Raw genomic sequence first — 18828 nt, 5'->3', positions numbered from 1 at the left:
CAATTAATATTCGCGGGCGATGAGATCCTCGACCGTCTCCCTACGCACCATCGGCGTGACTTCACCGCCGCGCACTGAAACCACCGCCGGGCGGCCGAACGCGTTGTAGTTCGAGGCCATCGAGTAGCAGTAGGCGCCGGTGGCGGCGAGGGCGATGAGGTCGCCTGGGGCGATGTCGTCGGGCCAGGAGGCCTCCTCCACCAGAATGTCGCCGGACTCGCAGTGGGATCCCACCAGGCGCGTGTCCGTGAGGGCGCCATCGGTGAAGCGGTTGACCACGCGGGCGTCGTAAAGCGCGCCGTACAGCGAGGGGCGGATGTTGTCGCTCATGCCGCCGTCGACGGCGATGTAGCGGCGCGAGGTGGTGTACGAGGTGTCCACGTCCTTGATCACGCCGGCGGTGTACACGGTAACCGCGGACGGGCCGGCGATCGCGCGGCCGGGCTCGACCACCACGGTGGGCGCGGCGATGCCCAGCTCGTCGGCGACCTCCTGGACGGCGGCGAGCAGGTCGCGCGCCACAGCGTTGACATCCAGGGGCGACTCCCCCGGCATGTAGGCGATGCCGTAGCCGCCGCCGAGGTCGAGGTAGCCCAGCGCCACGCCCTGGGTCTTCCAGATCTCGGCGTACAGGCCCAGCACACGCTCGGCGGCGAGCTTGAAGCCCTCGGCGTCGAAGACCTGCGAGCCGACGTGGCAGTGTAGGCCGGTCAGCTCCAGCCAGTCGGATGCGATGGCTGCGGTGGCGGCCGTCAGTGCGTCGCCGGTTGCGAGCGAGATGCCGAACTTCTGGTCCTCGTGGCTGGTGGCGATGAATTCGTGCGTGTGCGCGTCCACGCCGGGCTTCACACGGACGAAGACATCCTGTTTTACGCCAGCTTGCTTAGCGACGGCCTCGAGCTGCGCCAGCTCCTGGTGCGAGTCAATGACCACGTGGCCGACCTTGGACTCCACGCACAGTCGCAGGAATTCGTCCGATTTGTTGTTACCGTGCACGGTGATGCGCTCCGGTGGAAAGTCCGCGGCCAAAGCGATGCGAAGCTCGTTCTCACTGGCCACGTCGAGGGCGAGGCCCTCCTCATCCACCCAGCGCGCCACGCGGCGGGTCAGAAACGCCTTGGAGGCGTAGTGCACGTTGCCTGGCGCCAGAAACGCGGCGGCCATGTCGCGGCAGCGGGAGCGGAAGTCGTCCTCGTCGATGACCACGACCGGGGTGCCGTACTCCGCGGCGATCTCGGAAAGCGGCACACCGGCGATGGTGACCACGCCATCTTCTTCGCGCTTGGCGCAGCGGGGCCAGACGTGTGCGGGCAGGTCGTTGAAGTCGCCGCTGTCTTTCTCGTAGGGCGTGGAGACAAAAACGGTCATTTACATCCGCTCCGGTGCGCTCACGCCGATCATGCCGAGCGCGTTTGCGACGACCTGGCGCGACGCCATCGCCAGCGCGAGGCGCGCGGTGTGGATCGGCTCCGCGTCCTCGCCAGCCTTGGGCAGGATCTGGCAGGAGTCGTAGAACTTGTGGAACGCGCTTGCCAGCTCCTCGGTGTAGCGGGCGATGCGGTGCGGTTCGCGCAGCTCGGCGGCGGCGCGCACGACGGCCGGGTACTCGCCGAGGGTGCGGATGAGGTCGCCCTCCTTGTCGTGGGTGAGCAGCGCCAGGTCCGGGTCAGCGAAGGACACACCAGCTTCCTCCGCCTTGCGGCCGATGGAGCACAGGCGGGCATGGGCGTACTGCACGTAGTAGACGGGGTTGTCGGAGGACTGCTTCGTCCACAGGTCCAGGTCGATGTCCAGGGTGGAGTCCACCGAGGAGCGCACCAGCGAGTAGCGCGCACCGTCGACGCCGATAGCGTCCACGAGGTCCTCGAGCGTGATCACGGTGCCGGCGCGCTTGGACATCTTCACGGCCTGGCCGTCACGCACTAGGTTCACCATCTGGCCAATGAGCACCTCGACAGCGTCTGCGTTGTAGCCCAGCGCCTGCGCCGCGGCCTTGAGGCGGGCAATGTAGCCGTGGTGGTCCGCACCCAGCATGTAGATGGCCAGGGTGTGGCCGCGGTCGAACTTGTCGGCCACGTACGCGATGTCGCCGGCGATGTAGGCGGCGTCGCCGTCGGACTTGAGCACGACGCGGTCCTTGTCGTCGCCGAAGTCGCTGGAGCGCAGCCACCACGCGCCGTCGTTTTCGTACAGGTTGCCGTTGTCCTTCAGCGTCTGCACGGCCTTGTCCACAGCGCCCGACTCGAACAGCGAGTTCTCGTGGAAGTACACGTCGAAGTCCACGCCGAACTCGTGTAGGGACTGCTTGATCTGCGCGAACATCATCTCCACGCCAGCCGCGCGGAAGGTCTCCTGCACCTCGGCGTCGGTGCCGTCGAGAGCATCAGGATGCTTTTCGACGACCGCCTGGGCAATCTCGCGGATGTAATCGCCGCCGTAACCGTCTTCCGGGGTGGGCTCGCCCTTCGCCGCGGCGACCAGTGACCGGGAGAAGCGGTCGATCTGCCCGCCGTGGTCGTTGAAGTAGTACTCGCGGGTCACCTCAGCACCGGCGGCTTCGAGCACGCGGCCGAGCGAGTCGCCCACCGCCGCCCAGCGGGTGCCGCCCAGGTGGATCGGGCCGGTGGGGTTGGCGGAGACGAACTCGAGGTTGATCTTCTCGTCCGCGTACAGGTCGCAGTGACCGAACTTCTCGGCCTCCTCCAGTACCTTCGCCACGAGCTGGCCCTGCGCGCCGGCGGCCAGACGAAGGTTGATAAAGCCGGGGCCGGCGATCTCGGCGGAGTCGATTGCGGGGTTGGCCGACAGGTCGTCGACAAGCCAAGTAGCAAGCTCGCGCGGGTTGGTGCCAGCCTTCTTGGCCACCTGGAGCGCGATGTTGGTGGCGTAGTCGCCGTGCTCGGGGTTGCGGGGGCGCTCCACGGTCACGGTCTCAGGGACGACGGAGGCGTCGAGGTCGTGGGCGGCGAGCACGCGGGTCGCGGCCTCTTTCACGGTGGTTGCGAGTTCAGCTGGCGTCATGGGGCACAAGTTTAAAACACCCGCCGACACCGCACGAAGCATGCCCACAGGCACCGCGGTGCAATAGGTCACACCAAAGTAATACCCCTCTATTGGTCACTTCCGGGGTTATGGTGGCATATTGTTTCCCAGTCATTGCCCGTACTGACTCGAAAGAGCCTCCCCCATGGATCAATTCCAAGTGTTCACCGACGCAATCGGTGGCAGCGTGGGCCTTTCGGCACTGGTTTCCACCCTGCCGTTGCTCACCTTCTTCATCATGCTGCTCGGCCTGAAGGCCCGCGCACACACCTCCGGCGCCGTCGCGCTCGTTGTTGCGCTGCTGGTAGCCATCCTCGGCTTCAATATGCCCACCGGCATGGCCATCTCCTCGGCCTTCCGCGGCGGCCTGTTCGGCCTGTTCCCCATCGTCTTCGTGATCCTGACGGCCATCTGGTTCTACCAGATCACCGTCGCCTCCGGCCGCTTCGAAGACCTGCGCCTGGTCTTCGACAAGATGGGCAACGGCGACGTGCGCATCCAGGCGATGCTCATCGCGTTCTGCTTCGGCGGCCTGCTTGAGGCGCTCGCCGGTTTCGGCGCGCCGGTAGCCATTACCGCCACCATGATCCTCGCGCTGGGCATCCCGCCGCTGAAGGCCGCCACCGTGGTGCTGCTCGCCAACACCGCCCCGGTCGCGTTCGGCGCCGTGGGCATTCCGATCACCACCGCCGGCGAGGTCGGCGGCCGCACGGTCGAGCAGACCGAGAACATCGCGGCGATCATCGGTAACCAGACCCCGATCCTGGCGTTCTTCGTCCCCTTCATCATCGCGCTGATCATCGACGGCAAGCGCGGCGTGCGCGAAACCGCACCGGCCGCGTTCACCATCGGCCTGACCTTCGCCGTGGCCAAGTGGTGGACCTCCCACTACTTCGCCTACCAGCTCACCGACGTCGTCGCCTGCATCGTCGCGCTCGGCGCGGCGTTCCTGCTGCTGCGCTTCTGGCAGCCGAAGGGCATCAACGAGATGCGCCAGCGCCTCGAACTCCCGGAGCGCACCGAGGAAGCAGAACTGCCAGGACACCGTGTGTGGATGGCGTTGATGCCGTACGCAGTTGTTGTGGTTATCTTCGGTCTGGCCAACCTGGGCAGCACCATCCCGGACTGGCTGAACAAGTTCAAGATCTCCTTCCCGTGGCCGGGCCTGGACGGCAAGCTTCTCGACGCCGCAGGTGAGACCGTCAACAGCGACTACAACTTCGCCTGGATCAACAACCCGGGCACGCTGCTGGTCATTTCCGCCCTGATCGTGTCCGTGGCGTACATGGTGTTCAACGAGAACGGCCGCTACAGCCTGACCTGGGGCCAGGTGGGCAAAGAATTCACCGATACTGTGTGGAAGATGCGCTGGTCCGCGCTGACCATCGTGCTCGTGCTGGCGCTGGCGTACGTGATGAACTACTCCGGCCAGACCGTGACCATCGGCGAGTTCTTCGCCAACCTCGGCCCGGCGTTCGCCTTCTTCTCTCCGGTCCTCGGTTGGGTTGGCGTGGCTGTGACCGGCTCCGACACTTCCGCCAACGCCCTGTTTGCCAACCTGCAGGTCACCGCCGCGAACAACCTGGGGCTCAACCCGGACCTCATGCTGGCAGCCAACACCACCGGTGGTGTTGTGGGCAAGATGATTTCCCCGCAGTCCCTCGCCATCGCCGCCACCGCGGTGAACATGGAGGGCAAGGAATCCGAGATCTTCAAGAATGTCGTCGGCTGGAGCTTCGGCTTCTTGGTTGCAGTGTGCGTGATAGTCTTCCTTCAGTCGAACGTTCTGAGCGTGCTTGCGCCGGTCGTTCCGTAACTGACAACCGAATATCGGAGCCCTCGAGGTCATCACAGCCTGCGGGGGCTTTCATTTTTCCCTGTGATCTCACAATTTTAGGAGTCCGAACATGCGAGTAGCGCTGTTTTCTACTTGTATCGGCGACGCCCTCTTCCCCGACGCGCACAAGGCTACGGCCATTGTGCTTTCCCGCTTGGGCTACGACGTTGTCTTTCCCGAACAGCAGACCTGCTGCGGCCAGATGCACGTGAACACCGGCTATAAAGAGCAGGCCCTTCCGATCATCGAAACCTACGTCGACGCCTTCTCGGATCCGTCGATCGACTACGTGGTCGCCCCCTCCGGCTCCTGCGCCGGCGCCGTGCGTGAGCAGCACGTCGAGCTTGCAGAGCGCTTTGGCTCCAAGGCGCTTGTCGACGGCGCGAAGACCGCGTCGAAGAAGACCTACGACCTCTCCGAATTCATCGTTGACGTCGCAGGCACCTACGACGTGGGCGCTTTCTTCCCGCACCGCGTGACCTACCACTCCTCCTGCCACTCCCTGCGCTTCCTCAAGGTCGGCGACCGCCCGACCGAGCTGCTGCGCCACGTCGAGGGCCTGGAGCTGGTGGACCTGCAGAACTCCGAGGAGTGCTGCGGCTTCGGCGGTACCTTCTCCGTGAAGATGCCGGAGGTCTCCTCCGCCATGGTCTCGGACAAAGTGCGCCACATCAAGGACACCCAGGCCGAGTACGTCACCGCCGGCGACTCCTCCTGCCTGATGAACATCGCGGGCGCAATGTCCCGCCAGCACCAGGGCATCCGCGCTGTGCACATGGCGGAGATCCTCGCCTCCACCAAGGAGCACCCGCTGACCCCGACGTCCGCGGCATACAAGAAGGAGAAGATGCTGTGAAGGTCGCACTCGGTCAACCCACCATGCCGCCGTACGCGAACGGCCCGTCCCACCTGCGCGGCAAGGAGAAGTTCCAAAAAGCTGCGCACCACGAGCTCAACGACGTAACCAAGCGCCGCAACTACCAGTACGCCACCACCACCATCCGCGTGAAGCGCCAGGCTGTCGTGGACGAGGTGGACGACTGGCAGGATCTGCGCGAGGCAGGTTCCACCATCAAGCGCGACGTCGCTTCCCGCATGCCCGAGCTGCTCGAGCAGTTCGAGGAGAACGTGACCAAACGCGGCGGCCACGTCCACTGGGCGCGCGACTCCAAAGAAGCCAACGAGATCATCCAGGACCTGGTCAAGGCCACCGGCGAGGACAAGATTGTCAAGATCAAGTCCATGGCCACCCAGGAAATCGCCCTGAACGAAGAGCTGGACAAGGCCGGCATCTTCGCGCAGGAGACCGACCTGGCTGAGCTCATCGTGCAGCTCGGCGAGGACTTCCCCTCCCACATCCTTGTCCCGGCGATCCACCGCAACCGTGCGGAGATCCGCGACATCTTCGCCGCGAAGATGCCGAACACGGACGAGACCCTGACCCAGGACCCGGCGGAGCTGGCCGAGGCCGCCCGCAAGTTCCTGCGCCAGCAGTTCATGGAGGCCAAGGTGGCCATCTCCGGCGCCAACTTCGGTTGCGCGGACACCGGCACCGTCTCCATCGTGGAGTCCGAGGGCAACGGCCGTATGTGCCTGACCCTGCCGGAGACCCTGATCACCGTCATGGGCATTGAGAAGCTGCTGCCAAACTTCGAGGACCTCGGCGTGTTCCTGCAGCTGCTGCCGCGCTCCTCCACCGGTGAGCGCATGAACCCGTACACCTCCCTGTGGTCCGGCGTGACCGAGGGCGACGGCCCGCAGAACTTCCACATCATCCTCCTGGACAACGGCCGCACCGCCGCGCTGTCCAGCGAGATCGGCCGCGAGGCCCTGAAGTGCATCCGCTGCTCCGCCTGCCTGAACGTCTGCCCGGTCTACGAGCGTGCCGGCGGCCACTCCTACGGCTCCACCTACCCGGGCCCGATCGGCGCGATCATCACCCCTCAGCTGACCGGCATCGACTCCTCGGACGACCCGAACGGCTCCCTGCCGTACGCGTCCTCCCTGTGCGGCCGCTGCAACGAGGTCTGCCCGGTGAAGATCCCGATCACGGACATCCTGCTGGAGCTGCGCTACCAGAAGGCCAAGAACGAGCCGAACCACCTGGAAAAGGCCGCGTTCGCGACCATCTCTCAGGTCTGGGGCCACAGCAGCGTGTGGGACAAGCTTGTGCGCATGGTGGCCCTGGGCCGCGTGCTCGGCGGCTTCAACGGCAAGATCGACCTCATGCCGCCGCCGATCTCCGGCTGGACCGAGTACCGCGATGTCGCCGTGCCGCCGAAGAAGTCCTTCCGCCAGTGGTGGGGCTCCGAGGAGGCAGAGCGTCTGCTGGCCGAGGCCCGCGAGCAGGGCATCCCGGAGGGCCAGAAGGTCACCGGCAAGCGTTTCGAGGAAGAGGACAAGTAAATGACTACTCGAGTAACCGGTAATTCTGCCCCGCGCGACGCCCGCAACGAGGACGCCAAGCGCGAGATCCTCAAGCGCATCCGCGACGCACAGCAGCTGTCCAACACCCCGGAGCACGTCGAGGTGGTGCGCAACTACAACACCTCCTCCGATATCTCCGGCGACGACCTGCGCGAGATCCTCATCGACCGCCTCGTGGACTACAAGGCGGACGTTGTGGAGACCACCGAGGCGACCCTCGCCGAGGACATCGTCAAGGTGCTCGCGGACCGCAAGTGCAACGAGGTCGTCTACGCGCCAGGCCTCGACGCCTCGCTTTTCGACGGCTTCGCTGGCACCGCCCGCCCGGATTCCAACGACACCGATCCGCGCGAGCTTTCCGACGTCGACGCCGTGATCACCGATTCCCAGGTCACCTCCGCGCAGACCGGCTCCATCGTGCTGGAGTCCGGCGACGTGTGCGGCCGCCGCGCACTGTCCCTGGTGCCGGACCGCCACATCTGCATCGTGCGCCCTGAGACCGTCGTCTTCGGCGTGCCGGAGATGATCTCCCGCATCAATCCGGAGCGCCCGGCGACCATGATCTCTGGTCCGTCCGCGACCTCCGACATCGAGCTCGTGCGCGTCGAGGGCGTGCACGGCCCGCGCGACCTCATCGTGATGGTTGTGAAGTAGCCGCTTTAGCTGGCATAACGAAACGGCCGGTCCCTTTCGGGGCCGGCCGTTTCGCTGTCATTGTTTCCCGTGTCACGCCGTTCCCGCGGCGCGCAGAGATGATTATGCGACATGGGTGTTGCAAATCCATGGGGTCAAGCTGGGAGTCACCCTAGGGTTCGTTCCAATTTCGTTGGCTGTGATACCGGGTGCTAACCTAGACGGCATTGTCTCCGTAGCTCAGTGGATTAGAGCATCGGTTTCCGGTACCGAAGGTCGCAGGTTCGAATCCTGTCGGGGACACCACTTGACCAGGCGGTTCACTTGCTCCCCCTTTGGGGCACGAAGTGTTTTTCAGCGTTCCAAGCGCTGTGTTAGCACCTCTGCGAACTCCTTCAATTCATGCTCCGGGTCGTTGGAGCCAGCGTACGCAGTGAGCTCGAAGTAGTTCTGATTTTCGACGTCGAGTCTGGGAAGGGGGTGCTCTCGAACGCGGCACAGAATGAGACCGTGCCCCAGCAAGTCAAGAGTCTTCACTAGGTCGGTCTGGGTTTTGTCCTTGTGCCAGTAGGACCCGTCGTACTCAATGCCGAGCTGCTTTCCATCAGGGAGTTCAACGAGCACGTCCACGCTCCATGACGAGTGGTTCGTAAACGAGTCGGAGTACACCCGCTGCCCTGACGCGGCATTCCCCCAGATCTTCTTCGCTGCCTTTGCGTAGAGACGTTCCACGGCAGACTTTCCGACAGTCTTACAGTCGGGGCAACTTGCGCCGTTTACCAGCCTCGACGGCATGGCACGCCATGTGTGCTCAGGATTGTCAGGGCACACCCACAGCGGTGGTTGTGCGAGTTGAGTCGTATACTGGCGGATCTGCCACGGGCTGATGTCGTTTTGCTCTGACCACTGCGCGGCCACGTCCGGATAGTGGTACGCGAGTGAGTCGAGGATGGTCTCACAGAACGGGCAGCGGTAGCGCTCGTACTTGTCTCTGTTTCCTACTACGTCCTGCCACTCGTGCCCGCACACTGGGTCGAGCCACCACACATTGCGCGTCGACGTCGGTGGGATGGCCCCGAGCAGTAGCCCCTCGTTTTTCGTCGGGTGCCATTGCGAGGTGATTTCCGGCGTGAGTCTGGACTTCACCGCACCGCTTTTCGCGGCGGCAAGATTGCGCTCCCTAGTCTTGACCCCGATGCACTTCCGGCACTCGTAGAGACTCGCCCCCTGCGGCGTTGTGCGGATTGTGTGCCCCCTTTCGCAGCGGAACGTGAACGTCTGCTCCGACAACGCCGGAACGTCAGCCGGGTCGATGTCCGGTTCGTTCTACGCAGCGGCGAGCTCTGGCACGTCCGCGACGGAGCTGAACGCGTAAGCCAGCCGCCAGGCCAAAGTGCGGATAGCATCCTGAGCCTTCTTCTCGCGCCACTTCTCCTCGTCGCACTGCGTGCAACTGCCGCGTTTGAACATCTCATCAATTCGACTCTCAAACGTGTGCCCGTTCGAACAAGTCCACCACGCCGTCTTTCGGGAGCCCTTCTTCGCCGTATGCCACAACTGCTCGGAGTTCTTCTCGTGGTCCCACCAGGAAACACACTCGTCTGTGGCGTTTTTGACCAGGTTGGACCCCACCGCCTTCGAAGTGCCGGCCGTTGCTGTCTTGTTGGACTTCACACAGGTGCAGCCCCAGCCAATGTCACCCACCCGCTCCGCGGTAATAACCCCGCAGCGCTTGCACTTCACTTTATGTGGGTCGTTTTCCAAGCATGGTTCTGTGAGCGGACCAAGGTAGGTGTAACCATTTTCCTCCGCTGCGGCCCTGGCGTGCTCAGTAGACTCCCGCGACGAGTCTTTGCGTAGTCGCGCACGCTGGTCACGAGCCCACCCTCGCCAGTAGCACGCTCGACAAGTCTTTTCGTGCCGGCCGACAGTTTGCAAAACGAATTCGAAGCGGTAGTGCCCTTCGAAGCCACAGTAGGTGCAGCGGGTAAGCAAATACTCCTTGGGCTTTGTAAACGGTTCGAGAAGCCGCAAGCCAGCCTGGTCGTATATGTCGCCAAGGTGCGTCTCGCACCACGCTGGCTTTGTTCGAGTGCGAAAAAGCGCGAACTCTTTGCAGCCCTCAGCACTGCACACCTGGGTCGTTGCCATACGCCTACTTTAAGTGTCGGAGGATGGAACGCAACGGAGTTGTGCGACTCGAAAGCATGTTCGCCCGCAAAGCCCATTATCTCTGGTCTCTGTCGTGCCCCCGGCTACTCTGATAAGCGACGAAAAACACACCCGATTAGCGAAGGAGACACAGTTGGGCAGACAACAACGCCTTGAGCTGACCTGGACGAACAAGAACAAGGCACTCATTCCCACCGAGCAAGGCCGCTACGGCTACACCTGGGTAGACCCACGCGACCCGAGGTATTGCGAAACGCGGGTATTGACGGTTGACGAGACGGTGGCCGGGACGAGGGCGGACAAGGAGGAGGGCACCACCTACTCCGAACGTGCCGACCTCGAACCACAGTCGGACAACCTGCTCATTCTGGGCGAGTCTGGCGACGTACTGGAGGCACTCACGCGAATGCCCGAGTGGTCCGAGAAGTATGTCGGGAAGGTCAAGTGCATCTACATTGACCCGCCGTTCAACACAGCGCAGACCTTCGCCAACTACGAGGACAACCTGGAGCACTCGGTTTGGCTCACCATGATGCGAGACCGCCTGCTGCATATGCGTGACCTACTGGCGGAGGATGGGTCGATTTGGGTTCACCTTGACGATGTGGAGAACCACAGGATGAGGGTGTTGCTCGATGAGGTTTTTGGGGCGGAGAACTTTGTCACCGAGACGATTTGGCACAAGACATATTCACCGCGCAATGACTCCAAAGGTGTTCCCTCCGTAACCGACGTGATTCTGGTGTACTCCAAGGGCGGGTTCGTCCCTAACCGGCTGGCGCGCACAGCAGAGATGGACGCACGGTACAAGAACCCGGATTTTGACAGGAACGGGCCGTGGAAGACCGCCGACACTACGGCGCCAGGTAACATGTCGGGACAGAAGCAGCACCCCAGCGTGTTTGCGGTGCAGCACCCAATTACCGGCGAGTTTATTTATCCCTCCTACGGGAGAATGTGGTGTTTTGGGCAAGAGCGACTTCTGGAGTCGCTGTCACAATACGCCGACTACAGGTGCGAAGCACCTAACCTTGTCGCGCGCTCAAAGCGAACTGGCATACCTGTTGAGAAACTGCGGTCCGACGTATGCGACTTGGTCGTGGACGAATCTTCAAGGCAGGGCGATAAGACACAAGCAATGCGCCGAAAGTCGATTGGTAATTGGCCCGAGTTCTTTGTTTCTGACACTGGTTTTGGTCGTAAGGTTTCGCTGTCACTCTCGGAGGGACGACTTGCCACGAACTTCCTGCCCCACGTCGAGGTCGGCCACACTGACACCGCCGCGAAGGAAATCCGTGCGCTGTTCCCCGACACCGCGGCGTTCTCCACCCCGAAGCCGGAGCGCCTGCTAGAGCGAATTATCCACGTCGCCACGGACCCCGGCGACATTGTCCTCGACTGCTTCGGCGGCTCCGGCACCACCGCCGCCGTCGCCCAGAAGATGGGACGCCGTTGGGTGACCTGCGAACTCGTGGAGGACACGTTCAACCGCTTTACCCGCCCACGCCTGGAGAAGGTCGTAAACAATGAGGACCAGGGCGGCATCTCCCTTCAGAAGGAAGACCGAGCGGACGCTACTGAGGACGGTCTGCCCGAGGGGCTTACCCCGGAGGAAGCGCAGAAGTTCACCTCGCTGCTGAATAAGACCATCAAGAACGCCGACGAGCTCAAGAAGAACCCCGCGGTCAAGCAACTCAAGGCCATGACCAAGACCAAGCCGGTCAAGGGTGTCGTCAACTGGCGAGGAGGCGGAGGCTTCCAGGTCGCCCATCTTGAGCCGGCCTGTTTCGACTACGACCCGGAGGTGGCACTCACCACCCTGACCGAGCACGCCACCGGCGACCTGCTTGTGCGTTCTGTGGCAGCACAGCTTCGCTTTGCACCCACTCCGAACGACTTGCACTTCGACGGCAAGCGTGGCCGTGAGCACTTGGTCGTTGTCGAGGGTGTGCTTGACGAGGAGAAGGTTGACGAAGTCATGTCCCACCTCCCCGACGGCCACTCTGTTCTGTTCGCGGCGACCGTGGTCGATGACTTCGCCCGCGAGCATGTCCGGTCGTTCAAGAATGGCTCGCGAGTAGTCCACGTCCCGCTTGAGATTTTCCCGTACTCCGACGCTGCCGAGGAGGAGAAGTAACCATGGCACAGAAATTGAACCTCTCCTACGACGAAAACCTGGTTGCAGAACTCTCGAACAAGTTCACTCTCCGCGCACCGAACGCCGAAGCGCTTGCCGAATTGGTGAAGCGAATCGAAAAAGGCGACTACGACGCTTTAGAACCGCTGGTGCTCAACCTCGCAACGGGTGCTGGCAAGACCTACGTCATGGCCGCGTTTATCGAGTACCTGCGCCGCCAGGGACACCCCAACGTCATGGTGGTCACGCCGACGAAGGTGGTGCAGGACAAGACCGTTCTCGACTTCACGGAAGGCTCGCACCGCTACATTGGCGGCTTCGACGTTCCGCCTCGGCTTGTCACTCCGGGTGACGTGTCGAACCTTCGAGCAGATAACGTCGCATCCGACCTGTTTGTGGGCGAAGGTGCCTCTACGCTGTACGTTTTCAATGTCCAGCAGCTTTTCCCGCCGAAAGACGGCGGTAAGAACGTCGCTACGGGGGACGAAGCGGCGCGCCGCAAGACGTGGAAGTTCCAGGAGGACTCCGGCGCGCTGGCGCAACGGTTGATCGACACGGAAGACTTGGTCATCATTGCCGACGAGTCCCACCTGTTCGGCTCCACTGCGAAGACGTTCCGCAAGTCGCTGACTTCGCTGAAACCCGCCGTGACCGTGGGGCTTACGGCCTCGCCAGACAAGGGCGACGACATTGTCTACCACTACCCGCTGTGGCGGGCAATCCAGGACGGCTACGTCAAACAACCGGTGCTGGTCTACCGAGAATCGGGCTACGCCTCGGAAGACCGCCAGCTCCAAGACGCTTTGTCGCTTTTGGCTATCAAGGAGGAGGCGTACGCGAACTACAGGGCCACACACCCGAACGGAAAGCAGACCAAACCGCTGCTGTTTGTGGTCTGCTCTGACGTGGCACACGCCACCAAGATCGCCGAGCGCCTGCGCGGCCCAGGGTTCGTGGGTGACCCGCTTGCGGTGCTCCAGGTGGACAACGAGCACAACAACAATGCTACCCAGTCCTATTTGCGCTACCTCGACACGGACAACTCCCCGGTACGAGTGATCGTCTCGGTCAACAAGCTGCGCGAAGGTTGGGACACCAAGCGCATTGCCGTGATGTGTACGCTTCGCACAATGGGCTCTGAGGTGCTCACCCAGCAGGTCATGGGCCGAGGCCTTCGCCTGCCGTTCGGGGCGCTGACTAAAGTGCCGGCCATTGACGAATTAGACATTCTGTCGCACGAGTCCTTCGTCAAACTGCTTGAAAGTGAGAACGTGCTCAAGCAGTTCGGCATCGAGAACGCGGTTCGAGAAGGCGACGGCAAAGAGATCATCACCCCGCCTGGCACAACTAATCCGCCGCAGGTTGGCGCCGGCGCAGGAACCGGAACTGGTGCTGGCACTGACACCGCGGGCGACCCCTCTACCGACATCGCCGAGACTGGCACCACGGTGCAGCCTGGCGAAGACTCTCGCACCCGTGGTGACGGTCCTGACACCCCAGCAGTTGACCGCACTGTGGGCACACGAGCACTCACCGACGAAGACGACGTTGCGAAGGGCGTTGAGATATTCACGCCGGTCGTTGTCCACGTCAACGAGAAGTTCGCTGGCACCACCTTCGACTTCCCGTCGTCGGCCATGACGAAGACGAAGAAACAGTTTGAACTCGTCGACCTCCCGAACTCCGTCATTGTGAAACGAGCGGACAAGGTCACCGATACTGATGAGTACTTGGCTCGTACGAAGATCGGCGTGGCAGAAGAGGGCAACAAAATCGAACTCGACAACGACGACCGCTCCGCGGTACCGAGTTTCAAACAGACTCCTTCCCAAGTCGCCGCGGAACTCATCCGCCGCGTCATGGGTCCCGGAACGGTTGCCTCGACCCCAGAAAACAACAGTCAACTCAAACGCCGCATCGTGCCAGCGTTCATGGAAGCGACGAAGATCGAGCAGTGGACGGAGAAGGCCAAGGAATCCGCGGCCCGCCACCTCAAGGAGCTCATTGCCGAAGAGTCCAGGAAGGCGAACGCCCAGACCGGGACCACCGTGTCGATCCACCCGGTTACCCTCCCGATTGACGACTCGTTCGCTCTCGACCTCGACAAGAAGATCCTCGACCTGCTCGACCGGCAGGAAAAGAGCGCGGGCAAGGCAGGTTTTAGCACCGCGGAATACTACGGCACCTGGAAGAAGGGGCTGTTCGAGGCCGCCCGCTTCGACTCGTTTACCGGCGAGTACCGCCTGGCGGCTTTGCTCGACCTCGACCCGAACGTGGTGTGGTGGAAGCGGATCTACGCGCACGAGGGCGCGCGGGTGGCCTACACTCCGCACAACTCGTACGTCCCAGACTTCGTGGTCTACGACAAAGACGGCACCCACTGGATTGTCGAGGCCAAGGAGAACCGCGGACGCGACGACGAGCGCGTCCAGGCCAAGCGAGCAGCCGCCGAGCGCGTGGTGCGCCAGCTCGTAGGCATGCCGGAGTACGAGGACCAGACCTGGGGCTACCTCATTGCCTACGAGGATGACATTGACTCTTCCGACTCGTGGGCCGACTTGGTTGCCGGTTCGGTGACGGAGCGGATGCCAAGCCTCTAAGCGCGGGATGCCAAGTTGGGCGAAACTGACCGCCGCCCAACTTGGTCTATGCTCTGCGGCCATGCGAGACATTTACTACCACCAAGGCAATGCTTACCCGCGAGCAATTATCGCTGAGCAGCGAGAAGACGGCTGTTGGATCATGGAAAACGAAGGCCATACTATCGCCACCGCGCTGCCCACGGACAGGTTCTTTGTCGGTTTTATGGAGGCTGCTGAGGAGCTCGAATGGTCAACGAGCGGTCGGAGCAAAATTGCCGCCACGGAAATTCGCGACATGATTCAAGACGGGGCCGAATTGGCGTGGCTGCGAACCAAAGAGGAGGTACGCAGCCACAACGAAACGCATCCGAACACCTTGTACCTCGACCTCAACGGGCTGCACACTCACCGTTTCGAGGACTTCCCCGTGCTTTGGACCGCTTGGGCAAATAGCGACAAGCCACTCATACACGAAGACCACGAAGACTGGAGGGTCCCGCTCGTGGCTTTGTACAACGCCTAGAAAACTTGTCCTGAAGCTCCCAGAATTGCGCGGCTAATTCGAGGAGCAGTGCCAAACCCACTAGGTGTAAGTATTACCTGACTAGTTATTCGTCGGAACCTAGCTGGTCCGGGAACCACTCCAGAACCTGGGCAAGGTGCTCGCGTCCACGCGGGATGACATTGAGCGAGACAATGCCTGCCTGGTTGAGACAATCTTGACCAATCGCCTCGACATGATCGAAGAAGACGTTGTCATCCGAGAAATCGACCGTCGCGTCAACCGGAACGAACCTCGACACGGGCAGCGGGTCGAAAGTAGCGAACTCATGCTGTCTGTGTAGACGAAGCGGCTCGCTACCTTCCCACTCAATCCCGAACTTCAAGTCGTACACGCCACTGCCACTACGTTTACTCATCCCGCGGACAGCAAGCATGACATCGGCCACAAACGTCTCGATGAAGAACGCAGCAACCGCCGTTCCGTTTTCCTCCGTCACCGGAAGGTTCACCAGAGCGGACACCGAGCCGTCGTCGTGGAAGCCTAGGTACGACTCGGGACGGTTCGTCTCGTCAGCTAGTAGGACGTAGCGCCAACTACGAAACCCTCGGCGTGGGTAAGCGTTACTGAAATACGCCCCGAGCGGCGTTTCAGGGCGCGTGTACCGCCACAGATTGTCCCGCTGGTTCACAAGCCGGTTGACGAACTGGCTCACGTCCTGGTTTTCCATAGGCTCCGTCACAGTTTTCGTGACGGGCCGTGCGACGGTAACCGCCCAATAGCCATCTGGTGCGCACATGTCACAGGTACGCCCATAGAGATCCAGCAGCATCTGGCGCCGCTCACGGGATGCGACGAATCGCTGCTGGTAGAGACGCGCGATTTCCGACTCGGGAAGCCAGCCGGTGTCCGCTCCGTGGCGAACCGGGACGTGAAATTTCCTGTCCTTGTCAATGAGCATGTGAGGCACTTGATGGCTTGCCGGTACTACGACCACTAGGGCTCTCGGGCCGTCATCCGAACCGAGGGGAATGAGTTCAACGTTGTGCAACGGGGGCGTAACATGGTTGTAGGCAACACGCTGGTAAGCCTGGATGTAGTTGTCATCGACCTCGCCGACATCTAGGCGGCTGCCCGCACGACTGTTATTGTCCGTCACACCGTAGACGAGCACCCCACCTCCGTAGTTGGCCATGGCCGCTAAGTCCTTCTTCACATCTGATTGGACGAGCGACTCCTTTGGAGGCAGAGAACGTTTGAAGTCCAGAGACTCGGACTCTGGGATACTGTTCGTGACGGTTGAGGGTGTCAGGAAGTTTGTGTGTGAGGCTCTGATCTAGAAGGAGTTTCACCGATAATGACTACGGTGTCACCGAAGAAAAACCATGACCCGGCGAGGGTCAATGAGATCAGCGAGAAGCTGATGGAAAATCCTGAGCTTGCCAGCTTGATCAGCGAGCTGTCGACCTCCGCTGATGATGCCAGCGAGCTGGTCAAAGGCCTGCTGCAGGCATCGATCAACGCTGGTCTGCAGGCGGAGATGGATGCGCACTTGGGCTATAGCCATTCCGACCGCAAGTCCAAAGCCCAGGTGGAGACCGCGCAGGGCAGCAATCACCGCAACGGGTCGTACACCAAGACCGTCAATTCTGGCTACGGCGCGGTAGAAGTGACCGTGCCCAGGGATCGTGCCGGCACGTTTACTCCCCGGATGGTGCCCAAGGGTGCACGCCGGCTCACAGAACTCGACGACATGATCGTCTCGCTATACGCCGGCGGGATGACAGTGCGCGATATCCAGCATCACCTCGTGACCACGCTCGGGGTGGATATGAGCCCGGATACGATCAGCACCATTACCGACGCGGTGTTAGACGAGGTCATGATCTGGCAAAACCGCCAGCTCGACGAGTTTTACCCGGTGATCTTCCTCGACGCGCTACGCGTGAAAATCCGTGACGGCCACCGCGTGGTCAACAAAGCCTGCTACATGGCGGTTGGAGTCGACATGGACGGCATCAAGCACATCCTGGGATTGTGGATCGCCGACAACGAAGGCGCTGCATTCTGGGCATCGGTGTGCGCGGATCTGGCCAACCGCGGTGTCCAGGACGTGTTCATCGTGTGCTGCGACGGGCTCAAGGGCTTGCCGGAAGCCGTGGAAGCCACCTGGCCGAATTCCATGGTGCAGACCTGCATTGTGCACCTGATTCGGGCTGCGAACCGGTGGGTGTCCTACCAGGACCGCAAACCCGTCTCCCGGGCGCTGCGTGAGGTCTACACGGCCACCAACGAGGACACCGCCCGAGCCAGCTTGGATGCTTTCGAAGCCAGTGAACTCGGCCGGAAATACCCGCAGTCGGTCAAAGTCTGGCGCGACGCCTGGGAGCGGTTCGTGCCGTTTCTGCAGTTCCCGCCGGCGGCACGCCGGGTGCTCTACACCACCAATTCAATCGAATCGCTCAACGCTGAACTGCGTAAAGCTACCCGCAACAGGGGCCAGTTCCCGAACGATACCGCGGCGCTGAAGACGCTGTGGCTGATGATCTGCAACATCGAAGACAAGCGCGCTGCGCAGCGAGCGAAGAAAGCAAAGCGCGACGTTGAATGCAACGGCTATATTGAAGGAGCGAAAGCCACCGGGTGGAAACAAGCCATCAACCAACTAGCCGTGGCTTACCCCGACCGATTCGCGGACTACTTGTAAACCAAACCCCCGCACACAAAAAATCGGACACTCTCTGACGGTTTGGGTAACCATTTCGTCAGTAATAGGACCTGCGGATAGCCCCAAAGCTCGGTGGAGTGAAGTGAACATGTACCCCAGCGTAGGTACTGCTCTCGAAAAATGAGCTCGATGTGTTTAGCCGACTCCACACCGCGAAAAAACTGCACCAGCAACGCTTTTTTGCCGAGGGACGGCGATCTCTTCTCAGACCATTCCGCTACAACGTTGTCCATGTGGGGATGCGCGGCAAAAGAGCCCCCTTCATCCCGCCTATTGGTCAACCGCGATGGCGCCCCCGGAGGCCGGTTAGCTCCTGTCCCGTGACACAAAGACACGCAGTGCCCAGTCCTAGCCCCCGTAGGTCTGAGCCCCCGATCAGAGTGGTGTCCTAGCCTGACGTCGAACCGTGTGCATCTGGTCAGATTTGAGATCAGCGGGGCTGGTAGACGGTTCGTTCGCTTTACCTACTCCTCACTCCGAATACGCATCAATAGCAATTCTGTTCTAATTTCCCGCACCATATCACCCAGGACAGGCATAGTTAGGGCATGTCAGACGTACCCCGCAACGAGCCCGACCCCGACAACCCCAACCAGGACAACGCCACCAACCCGCCCAACGACGAACCGGAACCCCGCACCGACGACCCCATAGACCCCGAGCCCGAGCACCCGACAACCCCAACCCCGCCTCCGCCACCTTCGATCCCACCAACCCGGCATTCTCACTGGCCGAGAAGTTTGCACACTTTACGACGCCTCGTACCCC

At 61.8% G+C, this 18828-nt stretch carries 13 protein-coding genes and 1 tRNA gene; 9 read left to right on the top strand and 5 right to left on the bottom strand.

Features of this window, described 5'->3' with window-relative positions; all coding sequences use genetic code 11:
* Positions 1-3: 3 nt before the first annotated feature.
* A complete protein-coding gene (lysA, locus tag H0193_RS01390; protein ID WP_181888233.1) occupies positions 4-1368 on the bottom strand; it encodes a diaminopimelate decarboxylase in 1365 nt (454 codons plus the stop codon).
* Positions 1369-3021, bottom strand: coding sequence for an arginine--tRNA ligase (gene argS / locus H0193_RS01385; protein WP_181888232.1), 1653 nt, complete (start codon positions 3019-3021; stop codon positions 1369-1371).
* A gap of 166 nt (positions 3022-3187) precedes the next feature.
* Between argS and H0193_RS01380 the strand changes: the two genes are divergently transcribed.
* The 5 genes from H0193_RS01380 to H0193_RS01360 all read left to right on the top strand — a co-directional run bounded on the left by H0193_RS01380 (position 3188) and on the right by H0193_RS01360 (position 8245).
* On the top strand, positions 3188-4858 hold the full coding sequence (locus tag H0193_RS01380; RefSeq protein ID WP_181888231.1) for an L-lactate permease: 1671 nt from the start codon (positions 3188-3190) through the stop codon (positions 4856-4858).
* Between the two features lie 91 nt (positions 4859-4949).
* Positions 4950-5735, top strand: a complete 786-nt coding sequence (locus tag H0193_RS01375; protein WP_181888230.1) for a (Fe-S)-binding protein — start codon at positions 4950-4952, stop codon at positions 5733-5735.
* On the top strand, positions 5732-7285 hold the full coding sequence (locus tag H0193_RS01370; RefSeq protein WP_181888229.1) for a LutB/LldF family L-lactate oxidation iron-sulfur protein: 1554 nt from the start codon (positions 5732-5734) through the stop codon (positions 7283-7285). The genes H0193_RS01375 and H0193_RS01370 overlap by 4 nt, the downstream gene beginning before the upstream one ends.
* Entirely contained in the window at positions 7286-7960 is a 675-nt protein-coding gene (locus H0193_RS01365; RefSeq protein WP_181888228.1) for a LutC/YkgG family protein, read from the top strand.
* A 208-nt stretch (positions 7961-8168) separates the two neighbouring features.
* Positions 8169-8245, top strand: a tRNA-Arg gene (locus H0193_RS01360).
* A 48-nt stretch (positions 8246-8293) separates the two neighbouring features.
* Here H0193_RS01360 and H0193_RS01355 read toward each other — a convergent pair.
* Together H0193_RS01355 and H0193_RS12490 are read right to left on the bottom strand one after the other, a co-directional pair.
* The gene (locus H0193_RS01355) at positions 8294-9229 is read right to left on the bottom strand and encodes a zinc-ribbon domain-containing protein (RefSeq protein ID WP_181888227.1); all 936 of its coding nucleotides are present in this window, start codon (positions 9227-9229) and stop codon (positions 8294-8296) included.
* A gap of 36 nt (positions 9230-9265) precedes the next feature.
* Positions 9266-9643: a zinc-ribbon domain-containing protein gene (locus tag H0193_RS12490; RefSeq protein ID WP_181888226.1), complete on the bottom strand. Its 378-nt coding sequence runs from the start codon at positions 9641-9643 to the stop codon at positions 9266-9268.
* A 601-nt stretch (positions 9644-10244) separates the two neighbouring features.
* On the opposite strand from H0193_RS12490, the gene H0193_RS01345 reads away from it, so the two are divergent.
* The 3 genes from H0193_RS01345 (at position 10245) to H0193_RS01335 (ending at position 15353) form a co-directional block, all read left to right on the top strand.
* The gene (locus H0193_RS01345; protein WP_181889563.1) at positions 10245-12248 is read left to right on the top strand and encodes a site-specific DNA-methyltransferase; all 2004 of its coding nucleotides are present in this window, start codon (positions 10245-10247) and stop codon (positions 12246-12248) included.
* A gap of 2 nt (positions 12249-12250) precedes the next feature.
* Positions 12251-14848, top strand: a complete 2598-nt coding sequence (locus tag H0193_RS01340) for a DEAD/DEAH box helicase (protein ID WP_181888225.1) — start codon at positions 12251-12253, stop codon at positions 14846-14848.
* A 61-nt stretch (positions 14849-14909) separates the two neighbouring features.
* Positions 14910-15353: a hypothetical protein gene (locus H0193_RS01335; protein ID WP_181888224.1), complete on the top strand. Its 444-nt coding sequence runs from the start codon at positions 14910-14912 to the stop codon at positions 15351-15353.
* Between the two features lie 85 nt (positions 15354-15438).
* Here H0193_RS01335 and H0193_RS01330 read toward each other — a convergent pair whose 3' ends face one another.
* Positions 15439-16599, bottom strand: a complete 1161-nt coding sequence (locus H0193_RS01330) for an AlbA family DNA-binding domain-containing protein (RefSeq protein ID WP_272899121.1) — start codon at positions 16597-16599, stop codon at positions 15439-15441.
* 90 nt (positions 16600-16689) lie between these two features.
* Here H0193_RS01330 and H0193_RS01325 point away from each other — a divergent pair, with 90 nt between their 5' ends.
* The gene (locus tag H0193_RS01325; protein ID WP_181888223.1) at positions 16690-18039 is read left to right on the top strand and encodes an IS256 family transposase; all 1350 of its coding nucleotides are present in this window, start codon (positions 16690-16692) and stop codon (positions 18037-18039) included.
* Positions 18040-18828 lie beyond the last annotated feature (789 nt).

Origin of the sequence: Corynebacterium haematomassiliense, assembly GCF_013978595.1 — a bacterium.
Lineage (GTDB): Bacteria > Actinomycetota > Actinomycetes > Mycobacteriales > Mycobacteriaceae > Corynebacterium > Corynebacterium lehmanniae.
Note: the sequence above shows the minus strand (reverse complement) of the source record. Positions and strands in the feature narration are given on the sequence as shown.

Bases quoted from the DNA above. Each gene is read 5' to 3' on its own strand.
- lysA (WP_181888233.1), bottom strand. From the start codon at position 1,368: ATGACCGTTTTTGTCTCCACGCCCTACGAGAAAGACAGCGGCGACTTC.
- argS (WP_181888232.1), bottom strand. From the start codon at position 3,021: ATGACGCCAGCTGAACTCGCAACCACCGTGAAAGAGGCCGCGACCCGC.
- H0193_RS01380 (WP_181888231.1), top strand. From the start codon at position 3,188: ATGGATCAATTCCAAGTGTTCACCGACGCAATCGGTGGCAGCGTGGGC.
- H0193_RS01375 (WP_181888230.1), top strand. From the start codon at position 4,950: ATGCGAGTAGCGCTGTTTTCTACTTGTATCGGCGACGCCCTCTTCCCC.
- H0193_RS01365 (WP_181888228.1), top strand. From the start codon at position 7,286: ATGACTACTCGAGTAACCGGTAATTCTGCCCCGCGCGACGCCCGCAAC.
- H0193_RS01340 (WP_181888225.1), top strand. From the start codon at position 12,251: ATGGCACAGAAATTGAACCTCTCCTACGACGAAAACCTGGTTGCAGAA.
- H0193_RS01335 (WP_181888224.1), top strand. From the start codon at position 14,910: ATGCGAGACATTTACTACCACCAAGGCAATGCTTACCCGCGAGCAATT.
- H0193_RS01325 (WP_181888223.1), top strand. From the start codon at position 16,690: ATGACTACGGTGTCACCGAAGAAAAACCATGACCCGGCGAGGGTCAAT.